The sequence below is a fragment of the Halogranum amylolyticum genome (assembly GCF_900110465.1).
In the GTDB taxonomy this organism is placed as follows: Archaea; Halobacteriota; Halobacteria; order Halobacteriales; family Haloferacaceae; genus Halogranum; species Halogranum amylolyticum.
This window is the reverse complement of sequence record NZ_FODV01000004.1, coordinates 386965-401683: the sequence shown is the minus strand read 5'-3', so window position 1 is coordinate 401683 and position 14719 is coordinate 386965. Positions and strand designations below refer to the sequence as shown.

Below are 14719 nucleotides of genomic sequence, written 5' to 3'. Positions count from 1 at the left end.
TCCCTGCGGTCGCTCGCGGTACAGTATTACTGCGTCAGCGAACAGCACCGCTCGGCGCGCTCGCTCGACGGTCGTGCGATCGTCGCGCCCACGCCCGCAATCGACACTGTCCGAGGGCGCGAACGGTGGTACGGGGAACGGTGTGGAGAGGGACTCCGACCCGTGCCTGACACATTCCGTTTCCCCCGCGACACTCCCCGTGTCTCCCTGCCCGGTCGGCACGGGGAATCTCTCGTCGGCGACGCTGAACAGGGTAGTACGAAGACACTCGAAGCGCTCTGTCGTCGCCATCGAGCCCCATGTGACCGTTGAAACGTCCGATTCTCCCCGCTGACTTCGCTCAGAGCCGTTTCGAGACGTACGGCCCGTCCTGGTAGTAGTCCAGTTTCTCGCGGTAGTACTGCCGGACGCCGATTCCCGAGATGACGGAGATCTTGTCGAAGCCGGCGTCTGCGGCGAGCTCCTCGGCTTTCCGCAACAACTTCTTCCCGTACCCCTTGTGCTGCCAGTCGCCGTCGGCCGTACCGATGCCGGCCTCACTGCCGTAGACGTGGAGTTCGCGGACGAGCGCGGCGTCTCTCAGCTCTCTGCGGACGGTGTCGCCCTCCTGCACCGGGCCGGGTGCGGCGTGCGAGTACGAAGGGAACCGGAGGCGACAGAAGCCGACCAGCAGGTCCTTCTCGGTGTCCTCGAAGGAGATGAACTGTTCCACCCCGCCGCCGGACTCGTAGGTCATCACGTCGAGTTCGACGTTCTCGGGGTCGGGATCTTCTTCGTTCATCCCGACTTCGCGCGAGCGGATGTCTCGGAGTTCGATGCCTTTCTCTTCGGCGCGCTGTTCGGCGAGCTGCCTGAGATTGGACTTCCAGACGCCGGCGTCGATGAAGTCAGCGGGAATGTCGCGCTGGACGCGCTGGAGGCGCGTGTACTTCGGGATCATCCCCATAACTTCCGAGACGACCTCGATGGCGTCCTCGTTGGTCAGCGGGTCGTACTCGTCGCGCCGCCACATGTCGTAGGTGATCGTGTCGCGGACGACGAGCGTCGGGTAGATCTTGAGGTAGTCCGGCCGCCAATCGGAGTTCTCGAACAGCTGGCGGAAGTCCTCGACACACATCTCCTTCGTCATCCCCGGCTGGCCGGGCATCATGTGGAAGCCGACCTTGAACGCCGAGTCTCTCAACCGTCTGTTGGCGTCGACGGAGGCCTGATTGCCGTGGCCGCGGTGCATCTCGCGGTTGATGCGCTCATACGTCGTCTGGACACCTACCTCGACTTTCGTCGCACCGAGATCGAGCATCCGGTCGATCTGCTCGGGGTCACACCAGTCGGGCTTGGTCTCGAACGTCGTCCCGATGTTTCTGATGTCTGCGGTCTCGTTCTCGGCGACGACGTCTTCGAGATACTCGAACTCGACGTCCTGTGGGTCGGGCTTGAACGACTGGTCCTCTGCGGGTTCGGGCTCTTTGTCGACGTCGTAGTCGTTCAGCGCCTCCAGCGCGCGCTTGACGAACCACTCCTGGTAGTCGTGGCTCCGGGCGGTCATCGTCCCGCCCATCAGGATGAGTTCGACCTTGTCGACGGGGTGGCCGATATGTCGGAGCTGTTCGAGTCGGAGCGTCACCTGCCCGTAGGGGTCGTAGTCGTTCTGCACGCCGCGGGCGGCGGCGGGTTCGTGACCCGTGTACGATTGGGAAGAAGAGAACTCCGAGGCCGGACCGCCGGGACAGTAGAGACACTTCCCGTGCGGACACATGTGCGGCGAGGTCATGATGGCGACCGGCGAGACGCCGGAGGCCGTCCGGACGGGTTTGCGGCGCGTGACCTCCTTCACGTCGTCGCGGTGGGCCTGTGGTGCGTGGTCGAGGATGTCGGCGTTCTTGGGGACCTTCGGCGACGAGAACTCCGAACAGACCTGGAGCTTCTCCTTCTCTAAGTCGTCGCGGTCGACCTCGCCCTCGACGATGCGGCGGGCGAGTTCCTCGCAGGCCTGCTGGAAGGCGTCGGACTCCCGCCCGTCGGTGTCGGTGCTCACGGCGGAGTCACCTCCGCGGTGGCGACGGCGTGGCTCATTACGTGTGTTTCTGCCGGTTTCGCGGTTAAGGGTGTCGCTCTCGCACCCGGCCGACGGCAGCGACGGTGACGGCGACGGCTACCGAGGACTCTCGCGTCCGGTGCCAGTCGCTCGCCCCCGCCGCGAGAGATCGACGACGCCGACGACGAGTGCACCGACCAGTGCGACAGTTCCACTGGCGAAGAGCAGCGCCGGGTAGCCGACGACGAGCGCGAGACCGGCGAAGACGAACGGGCCGGACGCCCGTCCGAGGAACGTCGTGCTGTTCCGGAGGCTGAGCGCCCCGGCGCGGAACGACGCCGGAATCCGGTCGCTCACCGCAGCGTCCACAGAGGGGAGCACCAGCCCGACGCCGCAGCCGACGGCGAGCATCGACACGCCGACGAACAGCGCCGACGGCGCGGCCCACGCGCCGAGCAACCCGACCCCGTAGGCACCGACGCCTGCCGCGACGAGTCGCCCGTTCGAGAACGACCGCGAGAGTCGGCCGTTCGCCGCCGACGCGACGACCGACGCCGCCTCCGCGGCCGTGATGACGACCCCGACGTAGAGGGGCGTCAGTGCGTACTCCGCGGTGAGCAGGAACGGGAGCGCCGTGAACACGGCCCCGAACAGGAGAAACTCCGTGGCGAACGTCGCCGCGTAGAACGAGGCGGTGCCGGACCCGGCGATCGCCCCCAGCGCACTCCGGAGGTAGTCGACGCCCGGCAGCGAGCGCACCTCCTCGCGGGCCGGTTCGTCGAGCACGACGGCGGCGACGAGGCCGACCGGCACCGCCAGGAGGTACGCGTAGAACGGGGCGTTCCAGCCGTAGCCGACGAGTGCGCCGCCGACTACGGGGAACGCCGCCGCGCCCGTCGACAGGACGGCCGTGTTCACGCCGAGGACGGCGTTCCGCTGGCTCCCCTCGAAGGCGTCGCCGACGAGCGTCACCGTCGAGACGAAGATGCCCGCCGCGGCGACCCCCTGGACCATCCGTAGCGCGAGGACCACCGCGAACGACGGCGCGAACGCGGTCGCGCCGCCGACGAGACCGAAGGCGACGAGACTCCCGGCCAGGACGCGCTTCCGGCCGATACGGTCGGCGAGCGCCCCGACGAACGGCGACAGCACGATGCCGGCCACGAAGTAGGCACTGACGAGCAGACTCGCCGTCGCGTCGGTGACGCCGAACGCGTCGCGGATCACCGGAAGTGCGGGGCTGACGAGCGGCACGCCGAGCGGTGCGAGCAGCGTGCTGGCGAGCACGACCTGGACGAGTCGCGAGCGCCACGGGACCGACTCGTTCGTCTCGAAATCCGCCGTCCGAGAAGTGGTCGTCATCGTCTCACCTCACGGCTCCAACCGGTAGAACCGGAAGAAGTAATCCTCGACCGGCAGCACGGTCAGGCCGCTGAACCCCGCCTCGGTTGCGTACTCTCGGAGCGTCTCGGTCCGCATCACGGTCCCCGTCGCCGCCGACGGTTGTTCGGTCATCCCGACCGGCAGACAGTGCAGCACGCTCCAGCCGTACATCATCCACTCGACCTCGTTCCCCTCCGCGGTGAACGATTCGCCGACCCGTTCGTCTGCGACGAGCACGGCGCCGTCGTCGGCGACGATGCGCCGGACGTTCCGAAGCACACCGACCGGATCTGGCAGGTCGTGGATACACTCGAAAGCAGTCACGAGGTCGTACTCACCTTCGATGTTCGGGTCACCCGCGTCACGACACTCGACCGTCACTCGGTCGTCGAGGCCGGCCTCGGCGACGTTCTCGCGGGCTGCCTCCACAGAGCCTTCGTCGAGGTCGATGCCATCCACCCGGACGTTCGGATACGTCTGCGCGATGCCGATGCACGACCAGCCGTAGCCACAGCCGACGTCGGCGACGCGGGCCGGCGGGTCGCTCCGGAGGCGCTCGTCGACGTCCGACATCGCGGGAATCCACTCCTCGCCGAGCGAGTGGAGATACGACGGTCGATTGATCGCCGCTTGTCCCTCGTGGAAGTGCTCGCCGTAGTCCTCGTAGGAGACCCCACCGCCCGTCCTGTACGCGTCCAGAATCGCGTCGATGGGACGGACCGCACCGACGACGAGACTCGACAGCGGCGCGACGTAGTTCGGGCTATCCGGATCGGTTAGCGCCTCCTCGCGACCGGCTGGGAGGTAGTAGCGCCGGGCGGTCCCGTCGGCATCTTCGTCTTCGACGCCGAGAATCCCGGCGATGGTCTGCTGTTCGAGCCACTCTCGCGCGTACCGGTCGTGGGTGTCCGTCGCCGATGCGAGTTCCGCCGCCGTCACTGCTCCCGCCTCGGCGATAGCGTCGTAGTAGCCGAGTCGGTGGCCGACGAACATCGTGTCGACGGTGAACGCGCCCGCGACTGCATCGAGTATCTGCTCGACGAACGCGTCGGTCGCTTCGGTCGCGTCGGCCGTCTCGGTGGTCCGCCGGGCGTCGACCGTCGCAGTCGTCTCCGTTCGTTCTCGTTCGACTGTCATAGCTGAACAGAGAACCCCGACCCGGCTATAGTTAATTTCTGAGCTCTGTCGCTGTCACTGAACTCTCTCTCGACCTCTGTGAGTAGTTCCACGCGTCGAGACCCGTCTCACGGGGTGAGACAGAGTTAACTCCCGGCGAAGCGTGTGTATTGGTAACAACGGACGCATCGAATTCGTCCCGACGGAGGCGACGTATGACCAACCGACAGCTCCTGGACGAACTCATCCAACACGCGCTCGACCTACAGACGTACGGCGACACGCCGAGCGAGCGAACCGCTCGTCTCGACACCGACGAGCTGGTCGACGTCGTCCGCCACCGGTCGGTCCTCGAACTGCTCTTCGACGGGCCTCGGGACCGTCGCGACATCGAAGCCGCCCTCGGCGTATCGCGGGCGACGAGCCATCGGTTCACCCGATGGCTGGAAGACAACGACCTCGCCGAGCGCGTCGACGGTCGCTTCGTGCTCACTGGTAAGGGGCAGGTGGTCGCCGAGTCGACGCTCCGGTTCGAACGGAATCTCGTCACCGCAGGTCGACTCGCGCCGCTGCTCGACGCCATCTGTGAGGACCACCAGGAGTTCGTCGTCGAACCGTTCGCGGACGCGACGGTGACCGTCCCGACGCCGTCGGATCCGTACGCCCCGGTCACGCGCTTCCTCTCACTCCTCCGGGACAGCGAGACGTTCCGCGGGTTCAACACGACGCATATGGTCCCTCCGTCCACGGCCACCCCCGACCCCGTCTTCGAAGGGCGCGACGTGGAACTGATCTACCTCCCCGACGTCGTCGAGCGACTCCGTACGGACGACCCGGAGCGTTTCGACGCCGCACTGGAGGCGGGCAGTCTCACGCTCCACACCCGGTCCGCCCTCCCGTACGGTCTCGCCGTCTTCGACGACCGGGTCGGGATCGGCGGCTACGACGAGGAGACGGGTGCGATGCGGGTGTTCGTCGACACCGACGCCACCATCGCACGCGAGTGGGCAGAACGCGTCTACGACAGTTACCGTCGACACTCGACACCGCTCGACGAGTCCTCGTCGACGGAGCAGTCGGCGTGACGCTACCTTCGCTCGTATCTTCGGACGGTGTCGAACGAGGCGTACCCCTCCCCTGGAACGACGTCGACGAAGAAGACGTAGTCGCGAAACCGTTCGTCACGGTTACGCTGCTCGCCGCGCGCTCGGAGCACGGGGTCGACCTCGTGGCGACGGCTCCAATGGGCGGCGCAGTCGGCCGTCGTCCGGCTATCGACCGGCGTTCTCTAGGGTGTTCTGTAGCATCGTCACTGACACGTCCGCGACCGTGACGTGTTGCGCGTTTCGGTGCCGTTCTCGTGGACGCGGATCGTCGACATCGACGTCGAACACTCGTTCCAGTCGCGGTCGACTGTCGCTTGCGACGAGAAGCTCTCGCCGCTCACCTCGACGGTGTAGACGTCGGGCGTCTCGAAGGCGAAGTTCAGATGGTCGCCGCCGGCGATCTCGACGGTCTCGTCGAACTGCGTCCCCGTCTTCTCGCCCGTGATGACGACCGTCACCTCGCGGGCGTCGTCGCCGTCGTTCCACACCTGCACGACGTGCGCGCCGGGCGTCGCCTTCCCGGTGCCACCTTGCTTCCCGACGGCGTAGGTCGCGGCTGGGTCGGCGCGCATCCCCTCGAACGGCGCGTCGGGGAGCGCTGGTGTCTGATCGGCGGCGGCCGTCGCTGCCGTGCCCGTCGACTCGGGAGAGGCGGCTCCAGACGTCTCGGAGTCGCCGTTCGTGTTCGCTGTCGTCTCGCCCGACGGCTGGTCCGAACCGAGACAGCCTGCGACGGTGACAGTGGCGGTGGTTGCGAGGCTCAGGAGGACTTGGCGGCGGTTCATAGAGTAGAGAGACGTGTTCCTAGAGCTAATCTTTTGTGACGGACCGTCCGCTCGGCGAGAAGAGGATTCGAGAGAACGGCGAGCGGCGACGGCAGTTACCGAGTCGGTCGAGCGAACCAGCGGTTACAGCTGTTCGACGACGGCGTCGACGACTGCCTCTTTCACGTCCGTACGGACGCCGGAGAGGAACTCGATGCGGCCCTCGCGGACACCTTTCGCCGTGACGCCCGCGTTCGGCAGGGTCTCACGAGCGCGCTCGGCGACCGCGCGCACGTCGAACTCCTCGCTGCCGCGGAGGTAGAGTTCGTCCATGCCGAGACCGAGGGTGACGAACGTCCCGCCGTTGCGGTTGCGACGGTGGAGTTCCTCGACCAACAGCGTCGACGGCGGGAAGTCGAAGCGGTGGGTGAACGCGTCGGTGTCGATGACGGCGAAGTCGACGTCGTCCTCCTCGCGGCGTTCGAGGTTCGCCTCGGCCGTCTCCACTTCATCGTCGAGTTTGATGCGGAACTGCTCTGCGACGTGCTCGGCGAGACCGACGTCGTGGCCCTCCTCGTCGCCGAACAGCAGGTCGGTGATGAGTTCGCGCTTGTCCTGGTAGGACTGGTAGTAGGCTTCGAGCGCGACCGCCTCGCGGAGCGCGGTCACGCGATCCGCGTCGTAGCCCCCCTCCTCGGCGAGATCGAGGTACGCCTGCGGTGCGCCCTCCCAGTAGCTGATCGCGGGGAGGTGTGCGAGGTCGTCGCGGACCTCGTCGTTGATGGCCGCGGCGAGGTTCGCCGAGAGCGCACCCGTCGAGAGGTCCGCGGCGTCGGCCTCCGCACGGGCCGGGTTGACGAGCACCTCGGTGTCGTCCTCGACGTCCTCGTCGGCGACGGCGGCGTCGACGACGACGCGCTTCGCGCCGTAGATACCCAGCAGGCCGAGACCGTCGCTGGACTCGACGGTGCTCCCCGTTCCGAGGAGGAGCACGAGCGGGAGCTTCTCGTCGTGTCGGTCCTGGTCCTGCAGCATCCGCGTGACGTCGTTCGTCGCGGCGTCCATGCCGTAGACGGCGTCGTCGAGCGGACGACGGGTGAAGTAGTGGTACTCCGCGTCGCTCTTGGCGTACTCCTCGCGGATGAGCGGGAGGACGGCGCGCTCGACGGCCGCACCGGCGACGTAGCCGTCGGCGGTGGCGGCGTGACGGACGACGATGGGGCGCGACTCGAGGATGGCGCGACGGAGCGCCTCGGCGGCGTCGAGCAACTGCTCGGAGACCGCCTCGACCGAGTCGTGGGCGGCCAGCGGCATCACGGCCTCGGGGCGGGCGCGAGCGGTCAGCGCGTCTGCGAGTCGACGCTGGACCGATTCGGCCTCGTCGCCTTCGAGGGCGACGAGCGCGTCGGTCTCGACCTGGATCTCGTTGCGGCGAAGCTCGACCTCGCCGTCCAGACGGACGACGTCGCCGACGTCGATGTCGGGGTAGGCACGGATGCCCGCCTCGACGAACGCGGCGCAGTCGACGACGCCGGTCTCGTCGCGGAGTTCGAAGACGGTCGGACCGCCGGTCTGACGCGCGCCGACGACCTCGCCCTCGATGCGGATCTCCTGACCGACGCGGTCCGAGAGCGTGCCGATCTCGACGCGGTCCGCCTCACCGGTCGGTTCCGGTTCGTCGTAGTCTCCGCGGGCGTCGTCTCCGCTGGCTTCGTCCGCCTCGGCGGACTGCTGTTCCTGCACCGGTTCCGACTCGGGTTCGGATTCCGATTCAGGTTCGGATTCCGATTCGGGTTCGGATTCCGATTCGGGTTTCGACTTCTGGCTCGCCTCGGACTGTCGTTCGCTTTCGGCCGGTTCCGCTTCGCCGCTGACGTCGTGTTCGCCGTCGGCGTCCTGCACCAGCACGCCGCGGAACTCACGCTCGGACTGCCGGATCGACCAGCCGAGGTCGATGTTGCCGTTGTCGCGGACGTTCTTCACCTGGACGAAGACGGTGTCACCCGGTTCCCAGTCGAGGCTCTCCAGTCGGCGGTCGAGTTCGCTCCGGTGGAGCAACCCGGTGACGCCGGGGGCGATGTCGACGAACACGCCGAAGTCGGCGTAGCCGTCGACGGTGCCGCTGTAGAAGCGGCGGGGGACCAACTGGTTGGGATGGTCACCTTCGAAGTGAAACACGACGTCTTCTTGGTGGCTGTCACAGATTCGACCGTCCACGGGCGTACCACAGATAATACACGTACCCATTTGAGCAGAGAGAAACACCGCGGCCTAAAACTGTTGTCGAAAGTCTGCTGTCGTTCTCGTGGGGTGATTCGACGGCGAACCTGGGTCGGATTTCCCGTCTCTCGATCGAACTGTCACCACGCCGTCGTGCGATTCGGTCCGAGGGGACGCCACTCGCTCTGCGCACTCGGAGTGTCGTTGCCGCTACTCGACCCGCTCAGAGCACGCCGGCCGTCCGCAGCAGCGTCGTCGCCGCCGCCACCCCACCGAAGCCGTACCCGAAGAGCACCGTCGCCGGGACCGCGCCGGCGACGGTCGCGCGGAGGAGCGTCGTCCGGTGGACGACGCTCAGGCCGACGACGAGCAGGACGGCACCGTAAGCGGCACACAGGAGTCGCAGCGTGGGCGAAGGGTAGCCCGCGAGGACGCAGGGGGCGGCCGCGTAGGCGACGGTCTGGACCGTCTCGCTCACGCCCGCCCGCTCTCTGACGGTGGCGATGAGTAGCAGTGTCTGGAGCGCGCCGAGCAGATGCATCGTCGCCGGGGCGACGAACAGCGTCACCGCGACGAGAAGCAGCAGACTCGTCGCCGCCCTGCTGTCGGCGAGCAGCGGGACGAACTCGGTGCCGAGCACGCGTTCGGGCGTGAACCAGAGCAGTCCACCGACGTAACAGAGCGCGACGAGCACGCCGAAGACGAGGCCCGGAGCCTGGTCGCCGGGAGCGACGCCGTTGCGGAAGAACCGCCGCGGCCGGACCAGCACTTCGGCCCACGCGCGGACGATGCCGCGCGGACCGCGCTCGCGGCCGCCGCGGGGGTTCTCGACCCAGGTAGTCACGTCCGTCTCTAGTCGGTGCGGAAGGTATGACAGTTCCGACATCGGGCCTCGTAGGACTCCTCCGCGCCGACGAGGATGGTCGGGTCGTCGGCGTGGGCCGGTTCGCCGTCGATGAGCCGCTGGTTGCGCGTGGCGGGTTCCCCGCAGATCGTACAGATGGCCCGCAGTTTGTCGACGTACTCGGCCAGTGCGACGAGCTGCGGCACCGGTTCGAACGGTTCGCCGCGGAACGTCTGGTCGGTGCCGGAGACGATGACGCGGCGACCGTCGGCGGCTAACACCTCACACACGTCGACGAGTTCCGTCGAGAAGAAGTTCGCCTCGTCGACGGCGACGACCTTCTCGCCGTTCAGCTCGTCGTGGATCTCCCAGATCCCGTCTCCCTCGGCGTCGACGACGGTCGCCTCCCACTGTCGGCCGTTGTGCGACCCGATAGTGGCTTCGCCGTACCGGTCGTCGACGTCTGGCTTGAAGACGGCGACCTCCTGCTCTGCGATCTCCGCGCGGCGCAGGCGACGGAGCAGCTCCTCCGTCTTCCCCGAGAACATGGAACCGGTGATGACCTCGATCCAACCGCTCCGGGTGATGGCGTGCATGAACCAACACGGAACCTAACGCTTCAAATGCGTACTCATTCTCCCGCCTCGGACAGTCTGCGTCGCGGCCGCTGCCGCGGCCGTCACTGCCCGTCCTCAGTCGCTGGCACCCTTGTTCTGTCCGCTCTCGAACGTCGCTGGGTCCTGTTCGATGTTGGCGAACCCGACGGCCCGTCGGCCGAGCGTGAGCACGCGCTCCTCCGTCGACTCGTCGCGGAACGCTCCGTCGTCGTCGAACGCGCTGTGAGCACGGGGGATCGCCGCCTGATGGGGGATCACCCACGCGTTGAGCGCGCGGCAGACCGACCGGAGATGGTCGAGCGCCGTCACCGGGAACGACCCACCCGAGACGGCGAGCAGGCCGACGGTCTTCCCCTCGAACTCCTCGAACCCGCAGTAGTCGAGCGCGTTCTTCAGGACGCCCGAGTACGACCCGTGGTACATCGGCGTCCCGAGGACGACTGCGTCGGCCGCGCGGATCGTCGCCGCCAACTCGGCGCTGTCGCCCTGTTCGTCGTAGTCGGCGTCGAGCACCGGCAAGTCGTAGTCGCGGAGGTCGACGATCTCGCCGGTGCCACCCGCCGCTTCGACGCCACGGAGGACGTGGGTCAGTGCGTGCCGTGTGTGGCTGCCGTCCCGGAGGCTCCCGCCGAGCGCGACGACGTGAACGTCTGGCATGGCTGGTAGACTCTCGGTGCAGCGACAAAGGCGTGCCGCCGGTCTTCCGCCTCTCGACGGATCGACGACACCTGGGACGGACTCAGTGTTCGACCGGTTCGGCCGCGGTGACGACCGGCGTCGCCGCCCGTTCGAACTCGTCGATCGTCGCCTCCGCCCACTCGCGGAGCGCTGGGCTCTCCCCTTCGACGAGCGCCTTCGGTTCGCCGCCGTCGTCGACACCGATCTGGACGGTTCCGTCCAGGAGGCCGACGAAGCACGGGACCGGGTCGTCGTACTGGTACAGCGCGTACCGTTCGGTCTCGGCCATCTCCTCGGTGAGCGGCGCGTAGGCGTCGTCCGACTGGTAGGTATGGACGACCTCCGACGTGGTGACGACCGTCGCCTGCGCGCCCGCGTCGACGATGCGCTCACGGATCACCCGGTGGGCGTGCAACCCGGTCAACGGGAGTACAAGCCGCATCTCGCTCGCCTGCGCTGCCACCGTCACGTGTCGGTTGACCATCGCCCACGGATCGCCCGGTTCCGGGAGGTAGAGGTCGGCGTCGGCGAGCAGCTCGACGTCCAGTCCTAGTTCGTCGTGCGGGAGCCACTGCAGGAACGGGGCGAACCGAAACCACTGGTCGAGACGCTCCTCGAAGTCGGCGAACGCCGTCCGAGCCATCTCTCCGAAGGGGGTGAGACAGTACTTCCCGTCCACGCACTCGGCGACTCCCAACGTCTCCAGTTCCCGGATGCTCCGGTCGACGGTCGACCGGGAACACGACAACTCCTCGACGAGCGTCCGCTTGTCTTTCTGACCCTCGGCGAACGCTTCGACGAACGAGGACCGCCGTAACAGCACCTCCATCACTTCCATCGTCGAGGGTCGCGCTGTCATGGTTTACGAACTGTCGGTCTGTCTCATACGCGTTGCGGAACGTGTGATCGGGGTTCGGTTCTCAATTAACGCTCTCCCCGATCGAACCGATCGGGTAGCGTGCAGCGTCCCGGTCGACGGGACGGCCAGACACGTTACTGGTCCGTCTCTCGGCGTCGAGATCGTCGTTCTCGACACCGACTCCGTCCCGAAGGAGCTCTCCAGGCGGAGTGCGGAGCACCGTCTTCCGTACTGCCCACTGACAGTTAAGTCGTCCCCCAGCGTACACCCCGTAACCGATGGCTGTCTCTTCTCCGAAAGACACCGAACTCTGGTATTCGCGGAGACTCAGCCATATTTACGATACCCTCGAAGCCGATTCAGATGGCCTCTCGACCGAAGAAGCCGCAGACCGACTCGCTGAACACGGACCGAATCGCCTGCCGAAGGCGAAGCCGGTCACCGTCTGGCAGATCCTTCTCCGTCAGTTCAAGAACCCCCTCATTTACATCCTCGCTGTCGCGGCGGTCGTGTCGTTCGCCATCGGGGAGGAGACTGACGCCGGATTCATCGCCGCGGTGCTGTTGATCAACGCGCTCGTCGGCGGTGCTCAGGAATGGCGTGCGGAACGCAGCAGCCAAGCGCTTCAGCAACTCATCCGTACCCGTGCGACGGTCGTCCGAGATGGAGAGACACGCGACATCGAGGGCGAAGAAGTCGTCCCGGGGGATGTCGTCCTCCTCGAATCGGGCTACCGCGTTCCCGCGGACGTTCGTTTGGTCTCCACACACGGTCTGGAGGTCGACGAGTCGCCACTCACCGGTGAGTCAGCACCCGTCCTGAAAGACGAGGAGTGGACAGGCGACGACCGGGCCCCACTGGGAGATCGGCGCAACATGGCCTACGCTGGAACTGTGGTCAATCGTGGACGTGGCCGCGGTGTCGTCGTTGAAACCGGCGCCGACACGGTCGTCGGTCGGTTGGCCGAGGACGTCACGGCCGTCGAGGGCGGGCAGCCACCTCTCGTGACGCGCATGGAACGGTTCACCCGCATCGTCGGCCTCGTCGTCCTCGTCGCCGCGACGATCACTGCGCTTCTCGGGATTTTCGTCCAGCAGTACGACGCAGTCGAGATGTTCCTGTTCGCCGTGGCACTGGCCGTGTCGGCGATTCCCGAAGGGCTCCCCGTCGGGATCACGGTCGCATTGGGCGTCGCTAGTCGGCGGATGGCCAAGGTCGGTGTCATCGTGCGCCGTCTGGTGGCTGTCGAGGGACTGGGGAGCTGTACGATGATCGCGTCGGACAAGACCGGGACGCTGACCGCCAACGAACTGACTGTCAAACAGGTCCAGCTTCCTGATGGAACGTCGTTCGAGGTGACCGGCGAGGGGTACGCCCCGGAGGGAAACGTGCTTCAAGACGGACACCCGCCGGAGCCTGACCTCGCAGACGAGTTGTCTCGGCTCGCTCGAGCGTCTGTCCTCTGCAACGAGGGTCACCTGTCTCGACGGAACGACGAGTGGACGTGGCGCGGTGACCCGACCGATGTCGCCCTCCTCGCGCTCGGTCGTAAGCTCGGGTGGTCCCGCCAGTCGGCCCTCGATGCGTATCCACAGACCGACGAGATTCCGTTCGAGCCGGAGCAACGCTATGCGGCGACGTTTCACCGGACAGACGACGAGGCGCGTGTATTCGTCAAGGGCGCGCCCGAGCGCGTTCTGGGGATGTGCACGGATGCAAGCGAGGGCGACTTTTCACAGCCAGTGCTCAAGCGACAGGCAAACGAGATGGCTCACGACGGATACCGTGTGCTCGCTGTCGCGGAGGGAACAGTGGAACCCGACGCAGAGCTGGAGCAACCGCCGTCCGAACCAACTGACCTGACGTTCCTGGGCTTCCTCGGGTTGATCGACCCGCTTCGGGCCGGCGCGGCGGAGGCGATTGCGTCGGCGGAGCAGGCGGGCATCACAGTCACGATGATCACGGGGGACCATCCGGAGACGGCACTCGCCATCGCCCGGGATCTCGGGCTTGCCGAGTCGACAGACGAGGTCACCACTGGGGCCGAACTGATGGACGCCTCCCAAGAGAAGATCGCAGAGATCCTCGAAACGACCCGGGTGTTCGCACGCGTCTCGCCGGATCAGAAACTCGAGATCGTCGAAGCCGCACGAGGAATCGGACATTATGTGGCTGTGACGGGTGACGGTGTCAACGACGCCCCTGCACTCCGCCAGGCGAACATCGGCATCGCTATGGGAAAGATGGGCACGGACGTCGCCCGCGACGCGGCCGAACTCGTCATCAGCGACGACAACTTCGCGACGATAGTCGCAGGCATCGAACAGGGTCGTGTGGCCTTCGACAACATCCGCAAGGTCATCTTCCTGCTCATCTCCACCGGTGCTGGCGAAGTGGTGCTCGTCCTGTTGAGCCTCGCAGCCGGCCTGCCACTCCCGCTGTTGCCCGTCCAGATTCTCTGGTTGAACCTCGTCACGAACGGGATTCAAGACGTCGCCCTCGCCTTCGAACCCAAAGAGGGGGACGTGTTGAATCGTCCGCCGCGCTCGCCCGACGAGCGGGTCTTCAATCGGATCATGATCGAACGGACGATCGTTTCCGCGCTGGTGATCGGCGTGATCGGATTCGGAGCGTTCGTGTGGTTTCTGGACCAGGGACTCTCTGAGGCTGCCGCTCGGAACCACCTGCTACTGTTGATCGTCCTGTTCGAGATCGTCAACATCGGCAACGCCAGGTCAGAGACGGCGTCGCTGTTTCGACTGTCGCCACTGCAGAGCCCGATACTGCTCACAGGGACGACTGCGGCGTTTCTGATTCACCTCGGAGCGATGTACTTCCCACCTGCCCAAGCAGTTCTCGGAACAGCGCCCGTCGGTCTGGAACTGTGGCTCGTTCTCGGTGCCGTCGCTTTGACCATCGCAGTCGCTATCGAACTCCACAAACTGAGCTGGAAAGCGCGGTATCCCACGCGTTCCGAGACGGAGGGACAGTCCCCCTCGACAACGCACGAGAAGGAGGCGTAGGGGTCGAGGCCTGAGAGTACCTCAGTCCTGCTCCTCTCTCCGAACAGTGAGTACGGGAACAGGCGACCGCCGAA

At 66.4% G+C, this 14719-nt stretch carries 12 protein-coding genes; 2 read left to right on the top strand and 10 right to left on the bottom strand.

Going from position 1 to position 14719, the window contains the following annotated elements:
• Positions 1-340: 340 nt before the first annotated feature.
• The 3 genes from BSG17_RS10715 to BSG17_RS10705 form a co-directional block, all read right to left on the bottom strand.
• Positions 341-2035 carry a tRNA uridine(34) 5-carboxymethylaminomethyl modification radical SAM/GNAT enzyme Elp3 gene (locus BSG17_RS10715; protein ID WP_089823808.1) on the bottom strand — a complete coding sequence of 565 codons (1695 nt, stop codon included), beginning with the start codon at positions 2033-2035 and terminating at the stop codon, positions 341-343.
• Between the two features lie 117 nt (positions 2036-2152).
• Positions 2153-3397: an MFS transporter gene (locus BSG17_RS10710; protein ID WP_089823806.1), complete on the bottom strand. Its 1245-nt coding sequence runs from the start codon at positions 3395-3397 to the stop codon at positions 2153-2155.
• Positions 3398-3406: 9 nt separating this feature from the next.
• A complete protein-coding gene (locus BSG17_RS10705) occupies positions 3407-4555 on the bottom strand; it encodes an SAM-dependent methyltransferase (RefSeq protein WP_089823804.1) in 1149 nt (382 codons plus the stop codon).
• A gap of 194 nt (positions 4556-4749) precedes the next feature.
• Here BSG17_RS10705 and BSG17_RS10700 point away from each other — a divergent pair, with 194 nt between their 5' ends.
• Positions 4750-5619, top strand: coding sequence for a helix-turn-helix transcriptional regulator (locus BSG17_RS10700; protein WP_089823802.1), 870 nt, complete (start codon positions 4750-4752; stop codon positions 5617-5619).
• Between the two features lie 2 nt (positions 5620-5621).
• On the opposite strand, the gene BSG17_RS28235 is transcribed toward BSG17_RS10700, so the two are convergent.
• The 7 genes from BSG17_RS28235 to BSG17_RS10670 form a co-directional block, all read right to left on the bottom strand.
• Positions 5622-5750 (bottom strand): hypothetical protein, encoded by a 129-nt coding sequence (locus BSG17_RS28235; RefSeq protein ID WP_280141166.1) that lies wholly within the window; start codon positions 5748-5750, stop codon positions 5622-5624.
• 93 nt (positions 5751-5843) lie between these two features.
• On the bottom strand, positions 5844-6425 hold the full coding sequence (locus BSG17_RS10695; RefSeq protein ID WP_089823800.1) for a hypothetical protein: 582 nt from the start codon (positions 6423-6425) through the stop codon (positions 5844-5846).
• A 123-nt stretch (positions 6426-6548) separates the two neighbouring features.
• Complete coding sequence (locus tag BSG17_RS10690; protein ID WP_089823798.1) at positions 6549-8651, bottom strand: DHH family phosphoesterase; 2103 nt, start codon at positions 8649-8651, stop codon at positions 6549-6551.
• 196 nt (positions 8652-8847) lie between these two features.
• Positions 8848-9468, bottom strand: a complete 621-nt coding sequence (locus tag BSG17_RS10685) for a YIP1 family protein (RefSeq protein WP_089823796.1) — start codon at positions 9466-9468, stop codon at positions 8848-8850.
• Positions 9469-9476: 8 nt separating this feature from the next.
• Complete coding sequence (locus tag BSG17_RS10680; RefSeq protein ID WP_089823794.1) at positions 9477-10064, bottom strand: thymidine kinase; 588 nt, start codon at positions 10062-10064, stop codon at positions 9477-9479.
• 96 nt (positions 10065-10160) lie between these two features.
• Entirely contained in the window at positions 10161-10742 is a 582-nt protein-coding gene (locus tag BSG17_RS10675) for an NADPH-dependent FMN reductase (RefSeq protein ID WP_089823792.1), read from the bottom strand.
• A gap of 82 nt (positions 10743-10824) precedes the next feature.
• Positions 10825-11622 carry a helix-turn-helix transcriptional regulator gene (locus BSG17_RS10670; RefSeq protein ID WP_139246590.1) on the bottom strand — a complete coding sequence of 266 codons (798 nt, stop codon included), beginning with the start codon at positions 11620-11622 and terminating at the stop codon, positions 10825-10827.
• 278 nt (positions 11623-11900) lie between these two features.
• On the opposite strand from BSG17_RS10670, the gene BSG17_RS10665 reads away from it, so the two are divergent.
• Positions 11901-14645, top strand: coding sequence for a cation-translocating P-type ATPase (locus BSG17_RS10665; protein ID WP_089823788.1), 2745 nt, complete (start codon positions 11901-11903; stop codon positions 14643-14645).
• The last annotated feature ends 74 nt before the right edge of the window (positions 14646-14719 follow it).

Excerpts from the sequence above, each read along its gene's own strand:
- BSG17_RS10675 (WP_089823792.1), bottom strand. The coding sequence starts at position 10,742 with ATGCCAGACGTTCACGTCGTCGCGCTCGGCGGGAGCCTCCGGGACGGC.
- BSG17_RS10680 (WP_089823794.1), bottom strand. The coding sequence starts at position 10,064 with ATGCACGCCATCACCCGGAGCGGTTGGATCGAGGTCATCACCGGTTCC.
- BSG17_RS10705 (WP_089823804.1), bottom strand. The coding sequence starts at position 4,555 with ATGACAGTCGAACGAGAACGAACGGAGACGACTGCGACGGTCGACGCC.
- BSG17_RS10700 (WP_089823802.1), top strand. The coding sequence starts at position 4,750 with ATGACCAACCGACAGCTCCTGGACGAACTCATCCAACACGCGCTCGAC.
- BSG17_RS10710 (WP_089823806.1), bottom strand. The coding sequence starts at position 3,397 with ATGACGACCACTTCTCGGACGGCGGATTTCGAGACGAACGAGTCGGTC.
- BSG17_RS10665 (WP_089823788.1), top strand. The coding sequence starts at position 11,901 with ATGGCTGTCTCTTCTCCGAAAGACACCGAACTCTGGTATTCGCGGAGA.
- BSG17_RS10690 (WP_089823798.1), bottom strand. The coding sequence starts at position 8,651 with ATGGGTACGTGTATTATCTGTGGTACGCCCGTGGACGGTCGAATCTGT.
- BSG17_RS10670 (WP_139246590.1), bottom strand. The coding sequence starts at position 11,622 with ATGACAGCGCGACCCTCGACGATGGAAGTGATGGAGGTGCTGTTACGG.
- BSG17_RS10695 (WP_089823800.1), bottom strand. The coding sequence starts at position 6,425 with ATGAACCGCCGCCAAGTCCTCCTGAGCCTCGCAACCACCGCCACTGTC.